Origin of the sequence: Pseudomonas sp. P42, assembly GCF_017973755.1 — a bacterium.
GTDB lineage: Bacteria > Pseudomonadota > Gammaproteobacteria > Pseudomonadales > Pseudomonadaceae > Aquipseudomonas > Aquipseudomonas iridis.
Genome location: NZ_JACOPU010000001.1, coordinates 101,008 through 123,876, shown reverse-complemented (window position 1 = coordinate 123,876; position 22,869 = coordinate 101,008). Strand labels below are relative to the sequence as shown.

The following is a 22,869-nucleotide window of genomic DNA, read 5'->3' as shown; positions in this document are numbered from 1 at the left end:
GCGACGACAATATCTGTTAACTGGATTATTAAGATAAGGGTTATCGGTTATATCGATATGCGATTTACTCTCCGTCAACTGCAAGTCTTCGTCGCCGTCGCCCAACAGGAAAGCGTGTCCCGTGCTGCGGGTCTGCTCAACCTCTCACAATCGGCGGCGAGCACCTCGATCACCGAACTGGAGCGCCAGTCCAGCTGCCAGCTGTTCGACCGCGCCGGCAAACGGCTGAGCCTCAACGCCCTCGGCAAACAGCTGTTGCCGCAAGCGGTGGCCCTGCTTGATCAGGCCAAAGAGATCGAAGACCTGCTCAACGGCAAGTCCGGTTTCGGCTCACTGGCAGTCGGTGCGACGCTGACCATCGGCAATTACCTGGCGACCCTGCTAATCGGCAGCTTCATGCAACGCCATCCGGAAAGCCAGGTGAAGTTGCACGTGCAGAATACGGCTAACATCGTGCAACAGGTCGCTCACTATGAAATTGATCTGGGTCTAATCGAAGGCGATTGCAGCCATCCGGACATCGAAGTGCAGAGCTGGGTCGAGGATGAACTGGTGGTGTTCTGCGCGCCGCAGCATCCACTGGCCAAACGCGGTAGCGCGAGCATGGAAGAGTTGACGCACGAGGCATGGATTCTGCGCGAGCAAGGCTCCGGCACGCGCCTGACGTTTGATCAGGCCATGCGTCACCATCGCAGCGCGCTGAATATCCGACTTGAGCTGGAACACACCGAAGCGATCAAACGCGCGGTGGAATCGGGGCTGGGGATTGGCTGTATCTCGCGACTGGCACTGCGTGATGCATTCCGGCGCGGCAGCCTGGTGGCGGTAGAAACGCCAGATATGGATCTGGCGCGGCAGTTCTACTTCATCTGGCACAAACAGAAGTACCAGACCTCGGCCATGCGCGAATTTCTCGAGCTGTGCCGCGCTTTCACCGCGGGTGTTCAGCGCAGCGACGAGATCGTCTTGCCGACTATCGCTTAAAGCAGAATCACTGCCCACACCAGCGCGATCATGCTCAACGCCACGAATTGCGCGGCGCTGCCCATGTCCTTGGCGTTCTTGGACAGTGGGTGCAGCTCCAGCGAGATGCGGTCGATGGCCGCTTCCACTGCCGAGTTCAGCAGTTCGACGATCAGCGCCAGCAAACACACGGCGATCAACAGCGCCTGTTCAACACGGCTGACATTCAGGAAAAACGTCAGTGGCACCAGCACCACATTGAGCAGCACCAGTTGGCGGAATGCCGCTTCGCCGGTGAAGGCTGCGCGCAGACCATCCAGCGAGTAACCGGAAGCGTTGAGAATGCGTTTCAGGCCGGTCTGGCCCTTGAAAGGTGACATAAAGTAGAAACCAACCAAAAAGGAGTGGGAAAGCTAGATCAACCAAAGTCAAAAAAGCGTGAACGCGCCAGCCATTACTGGCTTGGAATTGACTCTAGTTGTTGCAGAAGCAATGCCGCCTGAGTTCGGGTACGCACATTCAGCTTGCGAAAGATCGCCGTGACATGAGCCTTGATGGTCGCTTCCGACACACTCAACTCATAGGCAATCTGCTTGTTCAACAGGCCTTCGCAGACCATGGTCAATACGCGGAACTGCTGGGGGGTCAGGCTGGCCAGGCCATCGCTGGCGGCTTTGGCTTCGGCAGAAACGCTGACCGCTTCAAAAGCTTGCGGTGGCCAGAACACATCGCCATCGAGCACTTTGCGCACGGCTTCCTGAATTACGCTGAGGTCGCTGGACTTGGGAATAAAGCCGCTGGCGCCGAACTCGCGGGATTTGACCATCACCGAGGCTTCTTCCTGCGCCGAGACCATCACCACCGGAATTTGCGGGTATTGGCCGCGCAACATCACCAATCCGGAAAACCCGAAAGCGCCGGGCATGTTCAGATCCAGCAGGACCAGATCCCAGTCAGCCTTTTCTGTCAGACGCGTTTCCAGTTCGGCGATGCTCGCCACTTCCACCAGCCGTACATCCGGGCCAAGGCCCAGCGTCACTGCTTGATGCAGGGCGCTACGAAACAGGGGGTGATCATCGGCAATCAGGATGTCGTATGTGGCCATTTTTCAAATGATCCTGTTTTTTGATGGCAGACCCGGTCTATTCGGCTCTGGCCAAAGCAACTCAAGATGCCGCTTGCAGCGGCATCCACAGGGGCACGTTCAACGCCAATAACCAGCAAACACGGCGTTTCAAACCTTGGCAGCACCCTAATCGGCGCCAAGCATGCCCAGCGAAGACGGGGTGGTCAAGCAACACGGCCGCCGCGATGTGCAGTATGGGCCACTATTGGGCCAAGTCCGCCTGCGGCTTTCGTATAAAGGGTTGCAACTCGGCGTGGGCCGGCGTCGATTCATTCACATCCAATTGCTGTTTGGCGCCCAGATAATGCTGGCTGAACACATCGAAATAAGCGTCCAGCGCCGACGCTGCATCGCTGTCACCTGCCAGTTCCAGACACAGCGCCGCGACTTCGGCGGTGCACAGGTGCTCACTGCGGGTCGAGCGGCGCAACCGGTAGCGCGACAGTTTGTCGGGCAGCAGGCTGAGAATCGGCAAGCGCTCAAAGTAAGGGCTCTTGCGGAAGATCTTGCGCGCCTCGGTCCAGGTCGCGTCCAGCAGAATAAACAGCGGGCGCTTGCCGCTTTCGAGCTCGACGGTGTTGGTCACCCGCGACGGCTCGACATATTCCCCGGGAAACACCAGATACGGCTGCCACTGTGGGTCATTGAGCAGTGCCAGCATCTGCGGGTCGGGCTCGGTACGTGACCAGATGAATGCGTGGTTATCCCGTACCACATCAGCAATCAGCCAACCGGTGTTGCTCGGTTTGAACACTTCCTTGCCGGTCATGATCAGGCACACGCCCGAGCGGGAGTCGACGCTTGGCCGCCAGGCGCACAGGCAATGACTGATGATTACCCGACAGTCGCGGCAACGCTCGGAGCGAAAGCCTCGGGCCTGAATCGGCTTGATACCCTCGTCCTCGCGCTGATCACGCAAACGGGCTACGGCGTTGGGGGCATGATGGATCACGGACGGCGCCACACAGCAGGGAAACTCGACACGAACAACACTCGGCAGGGCAATAAAGACCGGAAGTTTACCAGAGCGACAGGGACAAACCTGTACCGTCCAGACCGGCTCCCCTATAATTCGCCGCCACTGAACGCACAGTCACGTGGCTGGTCGAAACACCAGTCACTGAACCAGGAGAGTTTCATGCTGCGCCTTATCGTTCCCACCGCTGCCATTCTGCTGGCGTCGTCCTTCACCGCTCAAGCTGCATCCTTGAGTGAGCAGAATCTGAACAGAGAGCTGCGCAACGTCGCCGCCCAAAGCAGCGTCGGCACGCCACGGGCAATCAACGAAGACATTCTTGATCAGGGCTACACCGTTGAAGGCACTCAGTTGATCAATCACCTGAGCGTACAAAAGAGCCACGCCGACAAAATGCGCGCAGACCCCAAAGCCGTATATTTCCAGTTGGGTGCTTCGGTTTGCAACAACCCATCGTTCCGCAAGCTGATGGCCAAAGGCGCGATCATGCGTTACGAATTCACCGAAGTGAAAACCAACAAGGCTGTTGGCGCTGCCAGCTACCAGGATTCGGATTGTCCGAAAGCCGCTCCGGCGAAAAAGAAGTAATCATCGCGAATTGGCGCGCCGCTGTTCATCCTCGGCGCGCAATTCGGCCACCAGGGCCTGTAAATAACGAGAACGCCGCTCCCCGCCTGCCAACCTTCGGCAGCACTCCTCTTCGAGACTCACCTGGTTGGTCTCGGCTGACGCCTTCAACATCCGATACAGCTGCGTATCGATTTCCAGAATCACTCTGGCCACGTATCCCGCCTCCTTGCTATCGACAAATCCTTGAATAGCGTGCTCCTTGCATACGGTCAGTAATGCCAAGTTGTAGCAAGGTGCCTGTAGGTTAGTTAATCAGAGGGTTTGCCGTTCGGCGCACGTTCGGACGAACGGTGAAATCATCGACCGGACAATCAACAAGCGATTGCCATCCGCCGCGATGCAGCGCAATGATCAAGTCAGCGCAATCACGCGCAAGGGTCTAGATTCAGAGTATTCACGATCAGTTGTCAGCGGCAGGAAAAGGAACTGTCGATTGTGTGTTTTCGCAGCGCAGCCCTGACGCCGCGCGTCAGGGCGACCCGCTCTGTGCAGAAGGAGACGTTGAATGCCTTACCAACCGAATGACCTGCTCAGCCGTCATTTTCAGGAAAGCGGCCCCGACCTCATCAGCCAGGTCGAAGAACAACTCAACCGTGTTTCCACCAACAGTCCAAATATTCCCATCTACCGAGACATGATCCTGACTGTGCTGCGCATGGCCCAGGAAGACCACAACCGCTGGAACGCCAAGATCACGTTGCAAGCCCTGCGCGAGCTGGAGCAGACGTTTCGGGTTCTGGAACAATTCAAGGGCCGACGCAAGGTCACTGTGTTCGGCTCGGCGCGCACGCCGGTCGAGCATCCGCTGTATGCATTGGCCCGGGAACTCGGCGCGAAACTGGCGAGTTCGGACATGATGGTCATCACCGGTGCCGGTGGTGGCATCATGGCCGCCGCCCATGAAGGCGCAGGGCGTGATCACAGCCTCGGGTTCAACATCACACTGCCTTTCGAACAACATGCCAACCCGACCGTGGACGGTACCGGCAACCTGCTTCCGTTTCACTTCTTCTTCACCCGCAAGCTGTTCTTCGTCAAGGAGGCCGACGCATTGGTACTGTGCCCGGGTGGCTTCGGCACGCTGGATGAAGCACTGGAAGTGCTGACACTGATCCAGACCGGCAAAAGCCCACTGGTTCCGGTGGTATTGCTGGACTCACCGGGCGGTACGTTCTGGCAAGGCGCGATGGATTTCATCCGCCAGCAGCTGGAGGAAAACCGCTACATCCTGCCGACCGACATGAAGCTGATGCGATTGGTCTACACCGTCGAGGAAGCGGTGGAACAGATCACCCAGTTCTATAGCAACTTCCACTCCAGTCGCTGGCTCAAGGGGCAATTCGTGATTCGCATGAATCACAAGCTCAGCGATCAGGCGATGGAGCATATGCAGGAAGCCTTTGCCGATCTGTGTTTGAGCGGCCATTTCCATCAGCATGCCTACAGCGGCGAAGAACACGACGACGCCCAGTTCAGTCATCTGTCGCGCTTGGCTTTTGCCTTTACCGCCCGCAATCAAGGGCGCTTGAGGGAGTTGGTGGACTACATCAACTTGCCGGAAAACTGGACCCATTCCCAACCGCAAACCGCCCAACGCAGCCGAGAACCTTCCAAGGTAATTTGAAGGCAAAAAAAACGGCCCGCTATTTTCATAGCGGGCCGTTTCGTTTCAACCGTTCAATCGTCCATCCCTTTGCCGCTGAACAAGCGGTTGATCATCTCCATCGAGAAGCCCCGATACGCCAGGAAGCGGCCTTGTTTGGCCCGTTCCCTGGCATCAATCGGCAAATGCCCGGAGAATTTCCGTTGCCAGGTTTCCTGAAGTTGCTCCTGCCAACTGATACCGCTTTCGCGCAGGGCGAGTTCGATATCGACACGTTGCAAACCACGCTGGCTCAGCTCCTCGCGAATTCGCAGAGGGCCATAACCGGAACGGGCTCGGTAGGAAACAAAGCTTTCAAGATAACGGGCTTCGGAAAGCAACCCTTCTTCCGTCAAACGGTCGAGGGCTGTTTCGATCATTTCCGCCTCAGCGCCGCGCTGACGCAGTTTACGCGTCAGCTCGACTCGACCGTGCTCGCGACGTGCGAGCAGGTCCATGGCGGATCGCCGCACCGCGACGAGGGTATCGAGTACAAGTGTCATTCAAAGACTTCAAACGTCGACATCGGCCTCAGCCATATCGTCAACTTTGTCCTTGGCCAGCGAAGCCTTGACGTCTGCCGCCGGGGCCAGCAGTTTGTCACGCAGTTGCTTCTCGAGCTTCTTGGCGATTTCCGGATTGTCTGCCAGGAACTTGGCCGAGTTGGCCTTGCCCTGACCGATCTTGGTGCCTTCATAGGCGTACCAGGCGCCGGACTTCTCGACGAAGCCGTGCAGCACGCCCAGGTCGATCATCTCGCCGTTGAGGTAGATGCCCTTGCCGTAAAGAATCTGGAACTCGGCCTGACGGAACGGCGAAGCCACCTTGTTTTTCACAACCTTGACGCGGGTTTCGCTGCCGACCACTTCGTCGCCTTCTTTCACCGCGCCAGTACGGCGAATGTCGAGACGAACCGAGGCGTAGAACTTCAGCGCGTTACCACCGGTGGTGGTTTCCGGACTACCGAACATCACGCCGATCTTCATGCGGATCTGGTTGATGAAGATAACCAGGCAGTTGGCGTTCTTGATGTTACCGGTGATTTTACGCAGCGCCTGGGACATCAGACGGGCTTGCAGGCCCACGTGCATGTCACCCATTTCGCCTTCGATTTCAGCCTTCGGCACCAGTGCAGCCACGGAGTCGACGATGATCACGTCAACCGCGTTGGAGCGCACCAGCATGTCGGTGATTTCCAGAGCTTGTTCGCCGGTGTCAGGCTGGGAAACCAGCAGGTCATCAACGTTGACGCCCAGTTTGCCGGCGTACTCAGGGTCGAGGGCGTGTTCGGCGTCGACGAATGCGCAGGTCGCGCCAGCTTTTTGAGCCTGGGCGATCACGGACAGTGTCAGTGTGGTTTTACCGGAAGATTCAGGACCATAGATTTCAACGATACGGCCTTTTGGCAAGCCGCCAATGCCGAGTGCAATGTCCAGACCCAGAGAGCCAGTGGAGATAGCCGGGATCGCCTGACGGTCCTGATCGCCCATACGCATTACGGCACCCTTGCCGAATTGACGTTCGATCTGACCCAGGGCCGCAGCCAAGGCTTTCTTCTTGTTGTCGTCCATTAAAGTCCTCACGTAATCAATAAGGCCTGACGGCCAACACCTGTATAAGTAGCCAGTATTATTCCACAGCGTTCGCGGATCGCCTACCCCTGATTTTCGATTTCTCGTGCCGCTAGTCGCATGAGCCCCTCTAGCGCGGCCTTCACCGTTTGTCGGCGGACTTCATCGCGATTGCCCGCGAAGTGCTGCACTTCACTGATAACCACATCGCCGACGCCCCAGGCCAGCCAAACAGTGCCCACCGGTTTGTTTGGCGTGCCACCGTCGGGCCCGGCCACACCGCTGACCGCCACGGCGAACCGCGCCAGGCTCTGTGCCTGCGCACCCCGCACCATCGCCTCGACCACCTCGCGACTGACTGCGCCCACCGAGTCGAACAACTCGGCCGGCACATTCAGTTGCTGGTTTTTCTGTCGGTTGGAGTACGTCACGTAACCGGCCTCGAACCACGCCGAGCTGCCTGGAATCCGCGTGATGGCTTCGGCAATCCCGCCGCCGGTGCAGGACTCGGCGGTGGTGACGTGGGCATTGAGCACTTGCAGACGTCGGCCAAGCTCGGCTGCCAGTTGAGTGATCTCTTTCACGTTGCTCTCCGGATCGTGTGGAATGCGTCCACCGTACACGAGCCGGTTGTGCTTTCAATACACAAGCTTATTCAAAATGTTCGGTCGCCAACGCTCTGACATAGGCCTGACAGGCCTGCAAGGCAATCAGTCCGCGATCACCTTCGTCGGTGATGGCGACAATTCGTTGAGCATGCGCCGGGTCAAGTGGGGCGCGTACGGTTGCATGATCCACGCCGCCGGTGCCGGCGGCGGCTGGCACTGCACAGCCTGCGGCAACGTCGCCTGCGTCGAGGAGGACTGACAGGCGCACATCAGCAGTGGCAAGACGATCGCGCAGGCGATCCTGATCACGTTGGGCATCGCTCAGCGCTCGATAGTGGGTTTGTTCACTGGCTGCGAGCCGCTGCTCGAGGGCCAGACGTTTATCCTGTTCGGCTTGTTGCGCGGTGGCGGCGGTCAGGGTCAGTTGCTTGAGGACTTCTGCGTTTAACCGAGCCTGTTCGGCCAGTTGCCGTCCATAGCGCCAGTCCTGAACCTGCCAGCCCAGCGCCGCGGCCCCCAGGGCCAGCAACGTCATGCCGATCACTCGCCAGGTGATTGGCATAACACAGCCCTCGCTCGCGCCCAGATCTCGAGCCGATCCTGCAAGCCGTTCAACCCGCCGTTGATACGACGGGTGATGGTGTTGAACTGGTCGCGGTCGGCGAGCTCGTTCATGCCATTCTTTTCCCAGAACCACGCGGCGGACTCGGCGGCCCATTGCGGCTGCTCCAACAGTTCCGGCAAGGACAGCAGACGCTCATCGCCGAACAGCCCGAGGCTGCATTGGCGATAGTTCGCGCGACCGGTGATCTGAATCAGTCCACGCCCCCGGTACTTTTGTCCGTCACCATCGGCCTCAAGCGTGTTGCCCAGACGTAACGCCAGAGTGCCGGTGTCGTACTTGCTCAGGTACTGGTTGTTGCCCAACTCGCGCACGTACCGCAACTGGCCCGACTCGTGGCCGATTTGCGCCAGAAACGCAGTGATGCGCTTGGGCGTATCGATGCGACGGTTAGCCATGGCGCTGTTGAGCGCAGAAACAAAAACGCCCGCTTGGCTGCGGGCGTTTGGCATGATGTTTAAAAGGTTGTTTTCAGTTATTTGCATGATGCGTAATCCTCCCTGGATGCCGGGATTGAATCATGGTTGGCGACTGATACCTGCCAGCCATTTTTTTGCCAGAGTTTTCACGGAGCTATCCGAGGCAGTCTTTTCGAGTGTTTCATTCAATGGCAAAACCAGGCCACCAGACAGCAACCACTCTTGATACTCAAGCCAGTCCCGGTTGGTCAGGTCCTGCGGGATAAATGCTGAATCCTCAATGCGCAGCACTCCGTAAGTTGTCATTTGATAGGTCATGGGTTCACTCCTAGATTTCGGCGTCTGCTGTCCATTCAATCTGCAATCCGTTACCTGGCTGGCTGTTTACAGGCGTCACAGTGCCGATCGCAAAACTGCGCTGTGTCACACTTTGTACAGTTGTTCCCGTGCAGGCCACTCCCGTCGAGTAATTCCAAACCTGATTACTTTCATTTCCGGGGCAATACAGGACAACAGTAGGCTGCACTCTCTTCTGCACCTGCATGTCTACGACCATCCCGTATTGACCGTTATTGGCCGCCGCTGCCTGAGTAAACGTGACAATGCATGTGCCCGTGCCATTGTTCGGTCGAATGGTTAAACGGTTGGCAAAGGACTTCTCGAAATAACGCTGACAAAGCATCATCTCTTCAGCGGCTGGACGATATTCGAATGGCGTGGAGATCGGCCCCTCCTCCAACTGAACTCTTGCGAAGTCCACCGTCTGCAAAACATTGAGCGGAAGATCGAAAGCCAGCCGCAGGTAACCATTGGCACCGAGCATTTTTCCTGCAATAACCGGTACCTGGAACGTTGCGCTGTAGTTGGCCCAGCCAGTACTTAGTTGAAAGACATCAACTACCTTCACGACCGCTTCCGAGCCACCGATCCCAAAGTACTGACCTATCGCCACTTTCAACGTTCGAGCCGCATCGGATCGCGCCCAGAAAGTCAGGGTCGCCGTTTTACCGGCCAATGTTCGGACCGATTCAATGCACTGGGAGACTGTGTGCGTGGACGCACCGACACCCGCTGTGGTTTGTTGCCAGCGCAAAAAATAGCTCGGCTCACCGGAAACTTCTGCCTGGCCTGGCGCGAAGTCCTGGCGAGAGATGGTCACGGCGGCATTGCCATTCCAATCGCAACGAAAACGATCGGCCACATAGCCGCCAATGTTTGGCCCTTGATTGATTAAACCGCGCTGCCAGAAATCGAACCCGCCATTGATCAACAGATTCCTGCGATACACCTGAATCGGAAATTTCTGTAATGGGTCCGGTTTCGACAACTGCCGAATAGCTTGAGCCAATTGATCGGTTTGCTGCTCATCCGGCCTCAAACCAGCTGCGGTAATCGCGCTGAGTATTTCCTGCGTAACACTGTTGCCCCAGCTCGCCGGAATTAGCGATCCCGGTGTTCCGGCTATCGCATCTTCATCGACAAATTTGCCGTCGACCAAGCCGGAGCCAGGCACACTTCTTGGATAATCCACGTTATGTTTTCCTTGTTAGTTCGGGCTGCGGCTCCGCTGTCATAGGGCAAACTGCTCAGCCGGTTGCGCGCAGCAACAGTTCCAGCCAGTCGGGTTCGACCGGCCGAGAACGTGTATCCGGAAATTCAGGATCGCTCGGCCAATCGCGCAGTGCCTGTCGGTAAGCGAGAAGTTCTTTGAACTCCTCCGTGCGCAGTGTCGTGCCCTCGCCGACTTCCATTTCTTCAACGTCGCGAAGTACCAGCCATTGAGTCGACTCCAGCGCCTTGTTTCGCCAGGCACGTTCTAAACCATCCTCGGTTTGTGCGGCGAGTAAAACCCTTTGCGGGCGGCCGTCAGTGTTCAGAGAAAGAACTGTTCCTCCAGGGGCATTCGACACCAGTGCGCAATACTCACCTTCACTTAGCTGAAAGGCATCGGCCGGGATGTTCAGTCCATGTAAATCCGAGTGATAGAAGCCAGAAGTTGCCGGAGAAAAATAATACATAGTCAATACCCTATCCCGATGATGCGCGCGGAAATGGAGACACCCGGATAATCAGGACAGCGTACGTTGATGCCCACGCGCGGATTCACCGTTGAAACACCGTTCCACGTCAAAAACGTTGCTGTTGAAGTACCTTCATGTGTGGCAACTGCAAGAAACAACGCATTGGGAAATGCCAGTGGCCATACGTTCAGATCTCCATAATTGTTGTTGCCCGACTGACTCGCACTGCCGCTTATCCACTGGATGATCAATCCACCCATCCAGGATGGAAAAACGATGTAGCCTGAACCCCCCAGTCTCACCATGAAGCCAAGTCTGAGTTTTTTCGGCGTCACAATAGTCGAGTCACTTACGCCAGCATTAACCTCTGCCTGAGAGGCAACTTTTGCTGTGCCAACGATAGACTCGGTCGCCTGTTGGATTTTTTTTGCAATTGATTGGACTACGCGCAACGGGGTCATCAACCTGGTGGTACTGACACCAGACTCCGCATCCTCTTGGCTGGCCAGGCTTTCGCTGTATTTCTTCGAGATCAGCGTGTTAATTGCTACTCTTAACTGAGTGTTATCAGCTTCGTCGGCGACCGCTCCTGAGCTTCTGATAACTTCAAGAATTTCCTGCGTGACGCTATTACCCCAAGTTGCCGGAATCAATGACCCCGGCGTTCCGGTGATCGGGTCTTCGTCTACAAATTTGTTATTGACCAGACCGGCGCTGGGCACACTTTTCGGATAATCCATCACGCTTCTCCATGTTTGAAAAAACAAGAAACAAGACGTCAGCCATGGACGCCTACATCCGCACCGGTATCGACGGGCGGGAAACTACTGCCGGGAAATGATCCGAATCTGGCCAATCGCGCAACGCCTGCCGGTACTCGAGTAGCTCCAGATACTGCTGGGCCTTGAGGGTCGTACCGCGCCCCAGTTCCTGTTCATCGCGATGACGCGCCACCAACCACTCCGTGGATGACAGGCTGGACTGACGCCAGGTACGCGCCGCTGATGAAGGCTCTTCTTCGTCGGCTGCGGGTGATGTTGGAGCGACTGGATTGTCAGCTTCTGGCTGCCCTGTGCTGACCGATCGAAATTCGCCAACTGGCGCACCGATTTCGATCTCCATGCCTTCCGGCACCAACACCATCGACTCGACAAAAGCCGGGGCGAACAGTTGGGTGATCAGGTAGTCACCGGTATCGATCAGCTCAACCGCGACACCGTTTTCCACGCGTGCATAACGGGCCATTACTCGTACTCCCAGATTTCACAGAAGGCGTTGCCGCCAGCGCCACTGAGCACTGAAGCGGAAGCGTTGGTTGAGCAAGAGCCGCTTCCCCCTGAGCCACGGCCACCAGAACCGCCAGTTCCGTTTACGCCGATACGTGGGGCACCGCCGTCGAACGGACTAGAGCCGCCAGCCCCGGCAAGTACCCCCCAATTGGCGTTGTACATCCCGTACTCACCACCGATGCCACGCGCATTGGAAAGTGTGCCACCGGTAACGGCCTGCCCTCCTGCACCTCCCTGAATGAACCCCACTGCCGTTGCAGTTACCGCCAACGTCAGGATTTGCCCTCCCGCACCGCCCGCAGCACTCATATATGTGCCGAAGGAAGCGCCTCCTCCTGGCTGGCCCGCCGCGTTACTTGCTGCGCCACCGGCCCCCAGCGAAACAGGGACACCTGCCAGCATTTGTGGGGTTACCTCATACAGGCTCTCCACGTACGCACCGGAACCTCCGCCGCCGCCGATCATTTGATGACTCGCAGCTACTGACACACAACCGCCGCCAGATCCACCCGCCCCAACCAATCGCACGCGAATGCGTTTGGCTTTCGGATTTGGCTTGTAAACAGTGATACCAACCGACTCGATCTGCCTGATTGCCAACAGTCGCCCGCCGGCATCGGTGATGCCGTAGCCACTCAGCGTGGTCGGGGTGTTTTTCAGTTTGCGGAAGTCGACCAGCGCGCCAATGGCGGTGGCCAACTGGTCGGTTTTAGCCTCATCGGGCGTCAGCCCGGCAGCCTTGATGGCGTTAAGAATTTCTTGTGTAACGTTGTTGCCCCAGGCGGCGGGGATCAACGACCCCGGTGTTCCGGCCACCGGGTTTTCATCGACAAAACCGCCATTGACCAGGCCAACGCCGGGGATGCTTTTGGGATAGTCCACTGCACATTTCCTTGTACTGATCAGTTGACGTCGGAAGCACCGGGGATCACCGGCCAACTCACTTCTTGCGGAAAACCCGGCTGTTTTTCGATGCGATTGAGCTCCACGCTGTAGAGCTTCCATTCGATCAAAAGCAGCTGTTCGTCATGGTCGGCATCGCCGATGTCTTCGGCGTATTGCAGGGGGGCGATGCGCAAAACAGCATCGCGCAGAAGCGTGTCGCGCTGAGCAATGGTTTTGGCCGAGATGTCCGCCAGACGCCGAGGCTCACTCAAAACCCATGCGTTGTCCTGCCATACATGAAACTCATCAGGGCAAGGCTCCGCGGTGAACTCTTCCGCCAGAACGCCCAATTCGCTCCAGGTATGTTGGGCACCGTTAACCTTGCTATAAACGGTGCCGCGCAGATCGATCAGCTCGCGGGGAACGCCGTTGGCCATTGCCCACGTGCGACCCTGTTCCGCCGCTGGCAATTCATACGCCAATTGGACCGCGTTGGCTGGCAGTTGAACGCCGATGCCGGGCGTGACGAAAAACTCCACCGGCCCCACCAGAGCGCCAGCGTCATCCATTAGATAATTGAACATGAAGAGCCTCAGATGACTTTGATGCGGCCGGGATAGGCGACGTTGCGAGGACGGGAGGAGAATGTGTACAAAATCGTGTTGGCCGTGTCCTGTTGGTAGACGGTACCTGCAGGATAAATCGGACCGCCATTAGCCGGTTTCACCCATGTCTGGGCTTCATGAGTCTGCGCTCCGACTGCGGAAAGACTGTCGGACCAGCGAGAACCTACCGCCCCTGCACCGCCCCCTCCCATTGCATACGAATGCACGGTACCTGCCTGATTGGTGCCCATTATTCGGCCGATGTCAGCGTTGCGTCCCTCGTCCAGAACCCGCAGAAACTCACCGCGCAACTCAGGCCCACGAAAGGTCAGTGCACCATCGCCCGGTGTCCAGTTCCCCTCATTACCGGCCCGAGTAGCCTCGGTATTGAGCATTCCCGAACGCTGGGCGTGATCCCAGAGCCACGGCCACTCAGAACGATTCATTAACGTACCGTTGAGCGCCCCATAGCCACCGGGACTGAGCAGAACCGTGGTCTCAAAAAACGGCCGCCCCAACGGGGTATTGTCGAAACGGCCGACCGGCCACCAGCTCCCCGCACCGTCGCTACGCAAATGCCACCAGTCACCGCCGCCCATCAGTACGAAGAACGGATACCCACTTGGCGATAGATGGGTATGAAAGCGAATGCGGTCGGTGCCGGAGGCCTTGATGACCAGGCGATTGCCGCTGTTGTCCACCCGACGAACAATGACATCACGCACGCCGAGGGCAACATCGGCCGGTGGTAGCAAGATGGTCATGGGAGCAGGACTGCCGTCGATCAACACAAGACCAAGTTCTTGCCCGGCCAACGTCTTGGAAGCAGCGATCCGCGTGACAACCGAACGCATCGGACTGGCACTCGCGACAATCGCCTGAATCGCCTTGAGCAACTGGCTGTTGTCCGCTTCCGAAGCCACCAACCCACCGCCGCTGATCACACTCAGGATCTCCTGAGTCACGCTGTTGCCCCAAACCGCCGGAATCAACGAACCGGGCTTACCCGCCACCGGGTTTTCATCGACGAAGCGGCCATCGACAAGGCCGACGCTGGGGACGCTTTTTGGATAATCCATAGGTTTTTCGTTCCTCTGAAATAACAAATGAACCGCGTCACGAGGGATGCTGCTGCAGGCTCGTCCGAAGTCTTTTTCTGAAAATAAAAAGCCCACAATGAAGTGGGCTTGAGAGATGCAAAACGAAGGTTCGTGATCTAGCTGTTCTGGCCGCTGACCAGTTGGCTTATAGCCAACAGCGCCTCGTCGGCGGCGCTACGCGCCAGATCGATGTTGCCCTTGGTCGCGTGCGCGCGGATCTGCGTTTTGGCCTTGAGGCGCAGGGTGCGCAGGGTCAAGAGGTGATCGGTGAGTTGATCGGCCTTGCCGAGAATCTGATCCGCAGCCTGTTTGGCCGTACGACCTTTGACAACCCAGGCAGCGACCGACAGCGGCACTTCCTTTTTCGGGTAACCGGCGTCCTGATAAGCCTGGGCGTCGGCGGCGGCCTGGGCGTATTCCATGGCTTTGAGCGGGTCGCCGGCCAGTGCCGTGCGAGCGTTGTCGGCGGCGGCATCGACTTTGGTGCACAGGTGTTCAGTTTCCTGCTCGTCCAAAACACGTTTTTTATCAGCGCTCAGTACCCACTGTTCGCCATCCCATTCGTGGGCAGTTGAAGGCTGGGGAACACGTAACTCGCCATCGAACTGGTGAAGTTCTTGAATAACGATCATCGAATAAGCTCCCACGAAAGCTGGACGTTCACGGCGTCAGAAAAGTTGATCGCGATACCAACGCTGTAGTCGGTGACTGGATGGTTCTTGATGCCCATGCTCAGCAATAATTCGTCACTGTCGGCAACCGATTGTCCAAGGTTGTGCTCAGCCTGATAGCACTGCCAGAGCGAGCGCAAATTGGCGTGATCGAAACTCGCAGTCAGACTGGAAACCGTAACGTCATTGACGATGTTGTTACTGAACAGCACGCACGGTGCAACCGTGGCCGGGTTCCAGCCACCCGGGTTATTGGAGCTGCCGGCAATAATGGGCGACAGAAAGCAATAGTTGCCTCCGGCCCAACCAGTTGACGGAAAGGCAACCGTTGTCACTGCCGTCGACGACGGAGTCGGGTTACCAGCAACCAGACGAGCAGAACGTGCATGAGGATCAAGCGGGAGGAATATTGCCCCAGTGCCATTGACGGTTTGTGTCCAGGTCAAACGTGCCCTGTTGTAAATGGTGCGCACCGTAGGCACGGAACCCGGCGCACCGGTCACCACCCACGCCAGGCACATGTCCAGCGTCGTGGATTGGAATCCGCCACCGGTAGCACCGTTGAGTGCCCCTTTCAGTGACTCCGGCACCACATCGTGAATGCCACCCCTTTGCATGTAGAACGTCAGCACACCACCGATGACCTGCGCACGCAGAAAGTAATGGCTGCTGGGCAGAAGATCCGCACTGCTCCAGGACGAAGTCACGAAAGTGCGTGAACGCCCCAATTGGCCGCTCACCACTTCCTGGCCAAGGCTGATAAACGTACCGGCAGCAATCGAAACTCTGCCACCACTGGTGGATGCCGCAGCCGGACTGACTGGCAAACGACCATCGGAGGTGGCGACCGTCGGCAGCGGCAATGCCACTAAAGGCAAAGCCAGATCCTGATTCCAGCCCTTGGATGTTACGGACTGAATCGCCTGCAACAACTGATCGTATTTGTTTTCATCCGGCGCCAGATCCCCGGCCTTGATCACGTTAATGATTTCTTGCGTGACGCTGTTGCCCCACTCCGCCGGAATCAACGACCCCGGCGTTCCCATCAGCGGGTTCTCATCGACAAACTTCCCGTTCACCAACCCGGCGCTGGGCACACTTTTCGGATAATCCATCCCATTTACTCCCTAGTCATAGTTGATGTGCACCTTGGTATGCGCCGGCGCACTGCGGTGGATCAGGCATTCCAGTGCCGAGCCCGGGTTTACGCCGAAGCGTTCGCCCCAGTAACTCGCCCCGAAGCGTCGACCCAGCAGCAGGCGGCCGCCGGTGTTGAGCGTCCACATGAATTGCGCTTCCCAGGTGCCGAAATGCGCCGCGCCGAACCGTGCACGACCCATGCGTGGCGCTTCGTGTTCGGTGATGGAGGCGTTGGGGTAACCCTGGCTTTTGGCGATTTCGAGGTAGTAACCGACGGCCTGACTGCCAACCGCGAGCAAGCGCCGGCGTACGGCGAGGCGGCGGTCGTCGAACAGGGGTTCGGCGCCCAGGCACGGGTCGGGCAGGTTCATCACCCGTTCCCAGTCCGGTACCAGTTCACTGACGCCGGCGGGGTCCATTTCGTTGAGCAGATCGGCGGCGCGGGCGTCGAGGCGCGCCAGTTCGACGGCGACGCCTTGCAGCACTTCTTCAAGTTCCGGAACCCGCTCCGGGTCCCATGCGGGACCCGATGGCAGCAATGCGCGAAGTTGCGCCTGATATTGCGCGGCGGTTCTTATGCCCCCCATACGCAACCTCCGAAGGTGAGCAGTTCACTTGGGGCGGCGGGCACATCGACGACCGGTGCGGTGAGCGTGTGATCGTATTCGCCGCCAGCGCTGCTGATGGCTTCGCGGATGTGGCTGATCAGCAACGGCACGCCGAGATCGGCTTCACGGTTGTGCAAGTCGCGCAACTGCGCTTCGACGGCGGCACGCACAGCGGTGGTGTCGGGATTGACGCTTTTGAAGCGATACACCACCGGCACTTGAATCGGCTTCTGCACATGCACTTCGGCGGTGACCGGGCGCAGCGGTTCGATGTAGTCCTGAACTTCTGCCAGTTGCTCGTCGTTGGGCACTGGTTGCGGATCGTCGTCACGCATGATGAACACCGTCACCGTGCCCGGGCCGAGCAAACCGCCACGGCACCACGCGCGGGTCACGCCCGGCACTTCCAGCGCCCAGGTCTCGTAGTCATTGGCCGAGCCGCCATGGGGGATGACGCGATAGGAGCGGATCACCCGCGAGCGCAGCGACTCCAGACTTTCGCGCGCCACGCCCCCGCTGAGTCCTGGCGCCAAAACGACAAAACTGGTGCCGACAATGCCGGCGATCGGCTGCACCGGGGTCAATGCGAGACCGGCATCGGCGTTGCCCAAACTGCCGGCATCCAGCGCGGCGATGGTCGTGGTGTTGATGCCATTGGCGGTGGTGCGCGCCGTGGTCACTTTGTACGTGCGACCGTCGTTCGTTTGCAGCAGCGTGTCCACGTCCAGCACTGCGCCGGCCGTCGCGGTGAAACTGACGCTGCCGCTGGCCACTTGCGCGGGTTTGCGCGGCTGGTTCAGACGCAGCGCGGCGATGCGTTCCAGGGTCGACTCGTCGGCCTTGTCCGGCAGGATCTGCTCGGCGATCCAGTCGAGATAACCGTACAGACCATAAGCGGCGCCGCCCAAGGTGCGGGCCAGCACTTGCGCATCGGACTGGCGCAGCGAATCGCCGGCCAGGTCGCTTTGGGTGCGCTTGATCAGCACCGGCAGCGAAGGGGTTTCAAACGGCATAGATCACCTGCCAACTGTTATCGGGGTTGATGTCCAGACGTTCACCGTCGGCCAGGGTCAGGACCGTGCGCAGGTTCAGGCGCTGGGCGTCGAGGCGTTCGCTGATGATGTCGATGGCGCTGCAATGGCCGTCGTCGATCAGCCATTGCAAGGCTTCGCGGGCATAAAACTCGGCGTCAATCTGGGTCTGTCGGGTCAGCTTGACCCGACGCAACAGCCACAGACGCGAGCCGATGCGATCGTCGGCAACGGTGGGAAAAGTGTCGCCCCACCAGCCGTAGCGCTCTTCATCGTCGAGGGCGTCGTCATCGGCGGCGCGACGCCAGCTGAACAGGCTGATGAGCACGGCGCGGGTCAGCGCGGCGTGGAGGTTCTGGCTGATAAACATCACTTGCCTCCTGCCGGTGCGCCGGTCTGGCCGTTGCCGGCCTGCACGCCGACGTGCACGTGTTTGATCTGGCTGATGCCGCCGGCGAGTTGATCGCCGGTGGACACGATTTTTCCGGTCTGGTTGATCACCGGCGTATCGAAGTTCACGGCAGTACTGGCGCGTATGTTCAGCGTGGCGGTTTCGATGTCGATGATCCGCCCGCGCTTGAAGTGAATTTTGTCGCCCTCGTCGGTGTAGATCGCCACTTCGCCACTGGCGAGCGATTGCAGGCGGTAGCGACGATCGGCTACCACCAGGGCGATAGCGTGGGAACGGTCACCGCCCAGAAATGTGACGACACCTTCGGCGCCGGGCAGCGGGTTGCTGGTGAAGCCGTAAGGTTCGAAGTGTTCGAGGTCATCGTTGACTTCGCCGGCGGTGAGGCGCATTTGCAGCGATTGCAGCTTGGATGCCGAATTGGCGAGCACGACAGTGCCGCGCGCCAGGAGGCGAGTCAGTAGGCTCATGGGGTGTCCTTCAAAAAGTGGCCCGAATGGGATCAATGTGGGAGCGAGCCTGCTCGCGAATGCGCTGGGTCAGGCACTGTGATGCTGAGGCTGCCGACGCTTTCGCGAGCAGGCTCGCTCCCACAGCATCGGTGGAGGGCTCAAGTTTTTTTCGGGGGGATTGGATCAGGATCGAAGGTATGCGGTGGCGCGACTTGCAGGGTCGTCACCGAGCCCTGCGCCGACAGTGAATAAGTCACTTTGGAGATCAGCATGTCGCCGTCGAACCCGAGCACCGGATCCTTGACCTTCACCAGTGTGTTGTGACGCCACAGATCGCCGTTGGCCTGGCGCCAGCCCTGCACCTGATAGGTGGTGGTTTGCGCCCGCCCCATGCGGGTAACGCTTTCCCATTGGGCACGTTGCTGCGCCAGCTCAAACGTCAGCGCAGTACCCTCGTTGATGATGGTGGTGCGCCGCCGCTTGAAGGTCAGGTCAGCCGCCGTCGATTCAACTTCGCTGACCGCCGCCCCGCTCTTCTTGTCCGAGCCTTTTTGCTGGCCGATCACCCGGTATTCGGAGAACACCTGGCTGTGATCCATCGGTGCATTGGCGGACAAGATATTTTTACCCAACTCCAGCGCATCACTGGCCCGCCCGCCACTGCCGGGCTTGGCCAGTACCAGCCGGCCTTGCTCGTCATCGGTGGAAAACACCCGGAACAACGAGAGCAAACGGTCGATCGACTGGAACACCGTTTCACCCGGCACAATCGTGTGCTTGGCCAGCCGTGAGGTCTCGGCAATTTCGTTGACCACCGTCAACGAATACTCCATCGCCAAGGCCTGGACAATGCTCAGCAACGGTTGCTCCTGCCATTGATTGGGCCGGTTGGTGGCGGCGCAATCGACCAGATCCTGAGTCTTGGAACTGCCCTCGACACTCAGGCTGATCTGCCGACCGTCGTAGGTGATGGGCGCCTTGAACACGTAACCAGTGAGGACCAGATCCTTGCCGATCTTCACTTCGCACGGGTCGCCGGGCTTGATCCGCTGATCAACCGTTTGCCCCGGCCATTGCCAGGTGATGTCGAGTTTGAAGGTGCGAAACTGGCGCTCCAGATCAGCCGTGATTTGCACACTTTTCCAGCCGCCGTACTCCATGTCGTTGACTATCAACGTAACGCGGTTATCCATCTCGCTCATGGTTCACTCCCCGGAGACTTTCACGTCGTTGGGCGCAAAACCCGGATGAGATATCCCGTTACGCTGAGTCACTTCGGTCACCCGAGTTGCATCGCCAAATTGCTTGTAGGCCACGACCACGGCCGGAAAGCTCTCCTGAAAGGATTTGCTGACTTGCCGCACACCGGACGACGCCACAGCCTTGAGATGCGCAATCAGCGCCTCTTTCACATCGCTGATGGCCTGGAAGTGCGCGGGGTCGGCCTTGTCCAGCATTGGATTGATCGCCACGGCCACGGCGTCACGCAGAGCCTGCATGTCGTCACTGACCGGGACTTCCTGCCGGGCCACCGGGCTCGTCGCCTGTTGGCCTACCGATGGCGTCGATTGCAGCTTCACCGGGGTGGTCGCCACTGGCATCGATGCCACCCATTGCGCCACTTTGACCAGCATTGTGTCCTGCACCAGATCCGCCATGGCTTGTGCCGCCGCAGTGGTGTCCTTGCCGGTGGTGATCTTCGGTGCATCGGCCTTGCGGATGGCTTCGAGTTGTTGCGACACGTCGGCAATCACGCCACGGTAGCCCTCCTTCGCGAACGCCTTCAGCTCCTTGATATCGCCGAGCAAACCCTTGAACTCCGCCGCCACTTCCTTGGGCAGCTCCTTGACGGCTTTGACCAGTTCGGTGATCTGTTTGTACTGCTCGATCAGCGGTTTGAGCTGTTCCTTGATCACTTCGTAAACCCCGGTCAGGCTGTTGCGCAGATTGGCGATACCGATTCGCGCAGCCTTGATCAAGGTCATCGCCTGTTCGAAGCGTGCCACCGCCGAACCCAGCAAAGTGTCAGCCTTGGACAACAACACTTTCTGCGTACTGACGGTTGCCGTCGGAAACGGCAACGGCTGATCGGGATAGAACTTCAGCGCGAACGTGACCAACCCACCGTCCTGGCGGGTGTGGGTCATGTCGCACTCGCCGACCTTGACTTGCACGCGTCCGAGCCATGGATGCACCAGCTCACCGCTACCCGCCTCCAGCGCCTTGAGCAATTTGTCGCGCTGCTCCAGGCAATCGGCGCCGACGATAAATGCCGTCACCTCATGAGTCCGGGCCTGCTGGCCGAGATCCTCGAAAAACGGCAGGTCACGCTGCGGATATTCATGCAACTGACCTTTGCGACCGACCGGGGTTTTCGCCTGATCGATCCAGAACCCGACACCGCGAAAGGATGCCGGCAACAAGCGGTCACGCCAGTTCATTGGAACCTCCTGCCGACAGTGAGCGATAGCCGATGCGCGACGACAGCGCCAGGCCCGGTTGATTGGTTTGCGGTTGATCGGTACGCAGCCCGGCCGGCGCGTTTTCGAAGCGCACGGTGAGGCCGCCCTCGAGTTGCGTGCGGTTGTTGGCGGCGCTTTGCTGGATCAGCGTGTTGGAGGTTTGCGACAGAGAGCCGGCCTGTAGGGCCGGTTTTTCCGGCGTAGTTCCGGGTGCCGCCAACGGGCTCGGTGACGACTCCACGGTGCCTTTGAAAAACACCGGCGACAGTTCGCCTTTACCTTCAGCGTTGGTCTTCAATTGGGCTTGAGTGAAAACATCCACCTTGGCCTTGGCATCAGCGATCAGCTCGCCGAAACCGCCGTTGAAAAACGCCTTGATCGGTGCGATGGCGTCCTGAAACTTCTGCGCCCACTTTTCGATCCAGGCGGTAACAGGTGCCCAGTTCTCGATGATTTTTTCCAGCGGTGACCAGCCCAGTTGCTCGCGAATAACCGCGTACATCGCCACAAACGGCAGTTTGATGTAATCCCAGATCGCGGTGAACACACTGACCACCCCGCCCCAGACTGCCTGGATCACTTCCAGCGGCGACCAATCAAAGAAGCCTTGCAGGAAAGTCTGCACAGGCACCGAGACCGCCCTGAGCAAATCCCAGATCGAAGAGAACAGCCCGACCAATGGCCCCCAGTTATTCACGACCAGCCCATGAGGCGAATAGTTGAACCAGGTCTTGAAGAACTCCATCACCGGCGCCGCGACAGCCTTGACGCCCTCCCATAACGCCGCGAAAAAAGCCGTGACCGGTCCCCAGTTACTGATCAATTGCCCCAGCGGGGTATAACCGAACATCGTCTTGAAAAACTCGGCCATCGGAATGACAACCGGCGCAATTTTCTGCCAGAGCCCGATGAAAAACGTCGAGACCGGTTTCCAGTTGGCCACGATCAAACCGGCAGCCAAGGCAATGCCTGCGGCAATCAGCATGATCGGATTGGCCTTCATCACCATGCTCATCACGTCGAACACCTGGGTTGCACCGGCCACAGCGGTTTGCATCGCCGAGAAAGCGATAGCCCCCGCCGCCAGGCCTTCGACCAGTTGCGGGTTGTCGGCGAGGATACCGCTGACCTGAGTGAGCATCGGCTCAAGTCCGACGACCAATGCACCGACAGCGGGCACCAGCGCGGCATCGATTGCGCCCGTGACCTTTTCCATCGACGCACTGAACACGTTCATGTTCTGCGCAGCGACTTTCGGTGCGGCGGGCAAGTCGACGGTTTTTGCCGTCGCGCTGACCTCGGTCAATTTGCCCTGAAACGCCGCAGCCGACTTGATCCCGTCCACGAACGGCGTAATCACGCTGCCGCCCTTGAACAGACCACTGATGTCCAGTTTGCCGAGACCGGTCTGCTCAAGATTTTTCTTGAAACTCTCGACATTGGCCCGAAGGGCGCCGAGTTTGGGCGACAGTTCATCGATGCCCGTGATCAGCACCGGAGTTTTCACTTTCTTTTCTTCGTCTGCCATCACTGCACCTGCTGCATCGCATTGATCCGTTGCGCGTGCTCCAGCGATTCGCGGAGCACATCCAGTGGCCTGGCCATCATCTGTTCGGGGTCAACCTTCCAGAACCAGGCC

General features: G+C 58.6%; 29 protein-coding genes. 3 read left to right on the top strand and 26 right to left on the bottom strand.

The features are described 5' to 3' along the window. Nucleotides 1-57: 57 nt before the first annotated feature. Nucleotides 58-984 (top strand): LysR family transcriptional regulator, encoded by a 927-nt coding sequence (locus H8B20_RS00605; RefSeq protein ID WP_042557933.1) that lies wholly within the window; start codon nt 58-60, stop codon nt 982-984. Here the strand turns inward: H8B20_RS00605 and H8B20_RS00600 are convergent. The 3 genes from H8B20_RS00600 to H8B20_RS00590 form a co-directional block, all read right to left on the bottom strand. Continuing rightward, the gene (locus tag H8B20_RS00600; protein WP_042557932.1) at nt 981-1,343 is read right to left on the bottom strand and encodes a diacylglycerol kinase; all 363 of its coding nucleotides are present in this window, start codon (nt 1,341-1,343) and stop codon (nt 981-983) included. The two genes, H8B20_RS00605 and H8B20_RS00600, sit on opposite strands and share 4 nt — an antisense overlap. Nucleotides 1,344-1,417: 74 nt before the next feature. Further along, nucleotides 1,418-2,068, bottom strand: a complete 651-nt coding sequence (gene erdR, locus H8B20_RS00595; RefSeq protein ID WP_042557931.1) for a response regulator transcription factor ErdR — start codon at nt 2,066-2,068, stop codon at nt 1,418-1,420. 223 nt (nt 2,069-2,291) lie between these two features. Further along, a complete protein-coding gene (locus tag H8B20_RS00590) occupies nt 2,292-3,038 on the bottom strand; it encodes a tRNA-uridine aminocarboxypropyltransferase (protein ID WP_210622511.1) in 747 nt (248 codons plus the stop codon). A gap of 189 nt (nt 3,039-3,227) precedes the next feature. Here H8B20_RS00590 and H8B20_RS00585 point away from each other — a divergent pair, with 189 nt between their 5' ends. After that, complete coding sequence (locus H8B20_RS00585) at nt 3,228-3,653, top strand: PA3611 family quorum-sensing-regulated virulence factor (protein ID WP_042557929.1); 426 nt, start codon at nt 3,228-3,230, stop codon at nt 3,651-3,653. On the opposite strand, the gene H8B20_RS00580 is transcribed toward H8B20_RS00585, so the two are convergent. Continuing rightward, a complete protein-coding gene (locus tag H8B20_RS00580; RefSeq protein WP_003222272.1) occupies nt 3,654-3,848 on the bottom strand; it encodes a hypothetical protein in 195 nt (64 codons plus the stop codon). It lies immediately after the preceding gene. Nucleotides 3,849-4,200: 352 nt separating this feature from the next. Between H8B20_RS00580 and H8B20_RS00575 the strand changes: the two genes are divergently transcribed. Then, nucleotides 4,201-5,319 (top strand): LOG family protein, encoded by a 1,119-nt coding sequence (locus H8B20_RS00575; RefSeq protein ID WP_210622071.1) that lies wholly within the window; start codon nt 4,201-4,203, stop codon nt 5,317-5,319. Between the two features lie 53 nt (nt 5,320-5,372). Here H8B20_RS00575 and recX read toward each other — a convergent pair whose 3' ends face one another. From recX to H8B20_RS00465, 22 genes are all read right to left on the bottom strand, one after another. Further along, the gene (recX, locus tag H8B20_RS00570; protein ID WP_210622070.1) at nt 5,373-5,840 is read right to left on the bottom strand and encodes a recombination regulator RecX; all 468 of its coding nucleotides are present in this window, start codon (nt 5,838-5,840) and stop codon (nt 5,373-5,375) included. Between the two features lie 9 nt (nt 5,841-5,849). Continuing rightward, complete coding sequence (gene recA, locus H8B20_RS00565) at nt 5,850-6,908, bottom strand: recombinase RecA (RefSeq protein ID WP_042557927.1); 1,059 nt, start codon at nt 6,906-6,908, stop codon at nt 5,850-5,852. An 83-nt stretch (nt 6,909-6,991) separates the two neighbouring features. Then, nucleotides 6,992-7,492 (bottom strand): CinA family protein, encoded by a 501-nt coding sequence (locus tag H8B20_RS00560; RefSeq protein ID WP_210622069.1) that lies wholly within the window; start codon nt 7,490-7,492, stop codon nt 6,992-6,994. A gap of 67 nt (nt 7,493-7,559) precedes the next feature. Then, entirely contained in the window at nt 7,560-8,078 is a 519-nt protein-coding gene (locus tag H8B20_RS00555; protein ID WP_210622068.1) for a lysis system spanin subunit, read from the bottom strand. Further along, nucleotides 8,057-8,623 carry a glycoside hydrolase family 19 protein gene (locus H8B20_RS00550; protein WP_210622067.1) on the bottom strand — a complete coding sequence of 189 codons (567 nt, stop codon included), beginning with the start codon at nt 8,621-8,623 and terminating at the stop codon, nt 8,057-8,059. Before H8B20_RS00550 ends, H8B20_RS00555 begins: the two co-directional genes overlap by 22 nt. Before the next feature lie 33 nt (nt 8,624-8,656). Then, the gene (locus H8B20_RS00545) at nt 8,657-8,875 is read right to left on the bottom strand and encodes a hypothetical protein (protein ID WP_210622066.1); all 219 of its coding nucleotides are present in this window, start codon (nt 8,873-8,875) and stop codon (nt 8,657-8,659) included. A 10-nt stretch (nt 8,876-8,885) separates the two neighbouring features. Then, entirely contained in the window at nt 8,886-10,088 is a 1,203-nt protein-coding gene (locus tag H8B20_RS00540) for a carbohydrate-binding protein CenC (RefSeq protein ID WP_210622065.1), read from the bottom strand. Between the two features lie 55 nt (nt 10,089-10,143). After that, nucleotides 10,144-10,575, bottom strand: a complete 432-nt coding sequence (locus tag H8B20_RS00535; protein WP_210622064.1) for a phage tail assembly chaperone — start codon at nt 10,573-10,575, stop codon at nt 10,144-10,146. Nucleotides 10,576-10,577: 2 nt separating this feature from the next. Further along, nucleotides 10,578-11,318, bottom strand: coding sequence for a gp53-like domain-containing protein (locus H8B20_RS00530; RefSeq protein ID WP_210622063.1), 741 nt, complete (start codon nt 11,316-11,318; stop codon nt 10,578-10,580). A gap of 52 nt (nt 11,319-11,370) precedes the next feature. Next, nucleotides 11,371-11,823, bottom strand: coding sequence for a phage tail assembly chaperone (locus H8B20_RS00525; RefSeq protein ID WP_210622062.1), 453 nt, complete (start codon nt 11,821-11,823; stop codon nt 11,371-11,373). Then, complete coding sequence (locus H8B20_RS00520; protein WP_210622061.1) at nt 11,823-12,749, bottom strand: glycine-rich domain-containing protein; 927 nt, start codon at nt 12,747-12,749, stop codon at nt 11,823-11,825. The genes H8B20_RS00525 and H8B20_RS00520 overlap by 1 nt, the downstream gene beginning before the upstream one ends. Nucleotides 12,750-12,769: 20 nt before the next feature. Next, on the bottom strand, nt 12,770-13,336 hold the full coding sequence (locus H8B20_RS00515) for a tail fiber assembly protein (RefSeq protein ID WP_210622060.1): 567 nt from the start codon (nt 13,334-13,336) through the stop codon (nt 12,770-12,772). An 8-nt stretch (nt 13,337-13,344) separates the two neighbouring features. Beyond that, complete coding sequence (locus tag H8B20_RS00510; RefSeq protein WP_210622059.1) at nt 13,345-14,436, bottom strand: phage tail protein; 1,092 nt, start codon at nt 14,434-14,436, stop codon at nt 13,345-13,347. A gap of 137 nt (nt 14,437-14,573) precedes the next feature. Next, on the bottom strand, nt 14,574-15,089 hold the full coding sequence (locus H8B20_RS00505; RefSeq protein WP_210622058.1) for a phage tail protein: 516 nt from the start codon (nt 15,087-15,089) through the stop codon (nt 14,574-14,576). Beyond that, nucleotides 15,086-16,243, bottom strand: a complete 1,158-nt coding sequence (locus tag H8B20_RS00500; RefSeq protein WP_210622057.1) for a phage tail protein — start codon at nt 16,241-16,243, stop codon at nt 15,086-15,088. The genes H8B20_RS00505 and H8B20_RS00500 overlap by 4 nt, the downstream gene beginning before the upstream one ends. A 12-nt stretch (nt 16,244-16,255) precedes the next feature. Next, nucleotides 16,256-16,855, bottom strand: a complete 600-nt coding sequence (locus H8B20_RS00495) for a YmfQ family protein (protein ID WP_042557915.1) — start codon at nt 16,853-16,855, stop codon at nt 16,256-16,258. Further along, nucleotides 16,843-17,889, bottom strand: coding sequence for a baseplate J/gp47 family protein (locus tag H8B20_RS00490; protein ID WP_042557914.1), 1,047 nt, complete (start codon nt 17,887-17,889; stop codon nt 16,843-16,845). Before H8B20_RS00490 ends, H8B20_RS00495 begins: the two co-directional genes overlap by 13 nt. Beyond that, nucleotides 17,879-18,277, bottom strand: a complete 399-nt coding sequence (locus H8B20_RS00485; RefSeq protein ID WP_047299943.1) for a phage GP46 family protein — start codon at nt 18,275-18,277, stop codon at nt 17,879-17,881. Before H8B20_RS00485 ends, H8B20_RS00490 begins: the two co-directional genes overlap by 11 nt. Beyond that, nucleotides 18,277-18,786, bottom strand: coding sequence for a phage baseplate assembly protein V (locus H8B20_RS00480; RefSeq protein ID WP_042557912.1), 510 nt, complete (start codon nt 18,784-18,786; stop codon nt 18,277-18,279). The genes H8B20_RS00485 and H8B20_RS00480 overlap by 1 nt, the downstream gene beginning before the upstream one ends. A 140-nt stretch (nt 18,787-18,926) precedes the next feature. Further along, nucleotides 18,927-19,970, bottom strand: coding sequence for a phage baseplate assembly protein (locus tag H8B20_RS00475; protein WP_210622056.1), 1,044 nt, complete (start codon nt 19,968-19,970; stop codon nt 18,927-18,929). A gap of 3 nt (nt 19,971-19,973) precedes the next feature. Beyond that, the gene (locus H8B20_RS00470; RefSeq protein WP_210622055.1) at nt 19,974-21,209 is read right to left on the bottom strand and encodes a DNA circularization protein; all 1,236 of its coding nucleotides are present in this window, start codon (nt 21,207-21,209) and stop codon (nt 19,974-19,976) included. Continuing rightward, nucleotides 21,196-22,758 carry a phage tail tape measure protein gene (locus H8B20_RS00465; RefSeq protein ID WP_210622054.1) on the bottom strand — a complete coding sequence of 521 codons (1,563 nt, stop codon included), beginning with the start codon at nt 22,756-22,758 and terminating at the stop codon, nt 21,196-21,198. Before H8B20_RS00465 ends, H8B20_RS00470 begins: the two co-directional genes overlap by 14 nt. Between the last annotated feature and the right edge of the window lie 111 nt (nt 22,759-22,869).

Excerpts from the sequence above, each read along its gene's own strand:
- H8B20_RS00555 (WP_210622068.1), bottom strand. The coding sequence starts at position 8,078 with ATGCCAATCACCTGGCGAGTGATCGGCATGACGTTGCTGGCCCTGGGG.
- H8B20_RS00530 (WP_210622063.1), bottom strand. The coding sequence starts at position 11,318 with ATGGATTATCCGAAAAGTGTGCCCAGCGCCGGTCTGGTCAATAACAAA.
- H8B20_RS00525 (WP_210622062.1), bottom strand. The coding sequence starts at position 11,823 with ATGGCCCGTTATGCACGCGTGGAAAACGGTGTCGCGGTTGAGCTGATC.
- H8B20_RS00535 (WP_210622064.1), bottom strand. The coding sequence starts at position 10,575 with ATGTATTATTTTTCTCCGGCAACTTCTGGCTTCTATCACTCGGATTTA.
- H8B20_RS00550 (WP_210622067.1), bottom strand. The coding sequence starts at position 8,623 with ATGCAAATAACTGAAAACAACCTTTTAAACATCATGCCAAACGCCCGC.
- H8B20_RS00465 (WP_210622054.1), bottom strand. The coding sequence starts at position 22,758 with ATGGCAGACGAAGAAAAGAAAGTGAAAACTCCGGTGCTGATCACGGGC.
- H8B20_RS00485 (WP_047299943.1), bottom strand. The coding sequence starts at position 18,277 with ATGTTTATCAGCCAGAACCTCCACGCCGCGCTGACCCGCGCCGTGCTC.
- H8B20_RS00510 (WP_210622059.1), bottom strand. The coding sequence starts at position 14,436 with ATGGATTATCCAAAAAGCGTCCCCAGCGTCGGCCTTGTCGATGGCCGC.
- H8B20_RS00470 (WP_210622055.1), bottom strand. The coding sequence starts at position 21,209 with ATGAACTGGCGTGACCGCTTGTTGCCGGCATCCTTTCGCGGTGTCGGG.
- recX (WP_210622070.1), bottom strand. The coding sequence starts at position 5,840 with ATGACACTTGTACTCGATACCCTCGTCGCGGTGCGGCGATCCGCCATG.
- erdR (WP_042557931.1), bottom strand. The coding sequence starts at position 2,068 with ATGGCCACATACGACATCCTGATTGCCGATGATCACCCCCTGTTTCGT.
- H8B20_RS00480 (WP_042557912.1), bottom strand. The coding sequence starts at position 18,786 with ATGAGCCTACTGACTCGCCTCCTGGCGCGCGGCACTGTCGTGCTCGCC.
- H8B20_RS00490 (WP_042557914.1), bottom strand. The coding sequence starts at position 17,889 with ATGCCGTTTGAAACCCCTTCGCTGCCGGTGCTGATCAAGCGCACCCAA.
- H8B20_RS00495 (WP_042557915.1), bottom strand. The coding sequence starts at position 16,855 with ATGGGGGGCATAAGAACCGCCGCGCAATATCAGGCGCAACTTCGCGCA.
- H8B20_RS00600 (WP_042557932.1), bottom strand. The coding sequence starts at position 1,343 with ATGTCACCTTTCAAGGGCCAGACCGGCCTGAAACGCATTCTCAACGCT.
- H8B20_RS00575 (WP_210622071.1), top strand. The coding sequence starts at position 4,201 with ATGCCTTACCAACCGAATGACCTGCTCAGCCGTCATTTTCAGGAAAGC.
- recA (WP_042557927.1), bottom strand. The coding sequence starts at position 6,908 with ATGGACGACAACAAGAAGAAAGCCTTGGCTGCGGCCCTGGGTCAGATC.
- H8B20_RS00500 (WP_210622057.1), bottom strand. The coding sequence starts at position 16,243 with ATGGATTATCCGAAAAGTGTGCCCAGCGCCGGGTTGGTGAACGGGAAG.
- H8B20_RS00545 (WP_210622066.1), bottom strand. The coding sequence starts at position 8,875 with ATGACCTATCAAATGACAACTTACGGAGTGCTGCGCATTGAGGATTCA.
- H8B20_RS00605 (WP_042557933.1), top strand. The coding sequence starts at position 58 with ATGCGATTTACTCTCCGTCAACTGCAAGTCTTCGTCGCCGTCGCCCAA.
- H8B20_RS00475 (WP_210622056.1), bottom strand. The coding sequence starts at position 19,970 with ATGAGCGAGATGGATAACCGCGTTACGTTGATAGTCAACGACATGGAG.
- H8B20_RS00585 (WP_042557929.1), top strand. The coding sequence starts at position 3,228 with ATGCTGCGCCTTATCGTTCCCACCGCTGCCATTCTGCTGGCGTCGTCC.
- H8B20_RS00515 (WP_210622060.1), bottom strand. The coding sequence starts at position 13,336 with ATGTTCAATTATCTAATGGATGACGCTGGCGCTCTGGTGGGGCCGGTG.
- H8B20_RS00505 (WP_210622058.1), bottom strand. The coding sequence starts at position 15,089 with ATGATCGTTATTCAAGAACTTCACCAGTTCGATGGCGAGTTACGTGTT.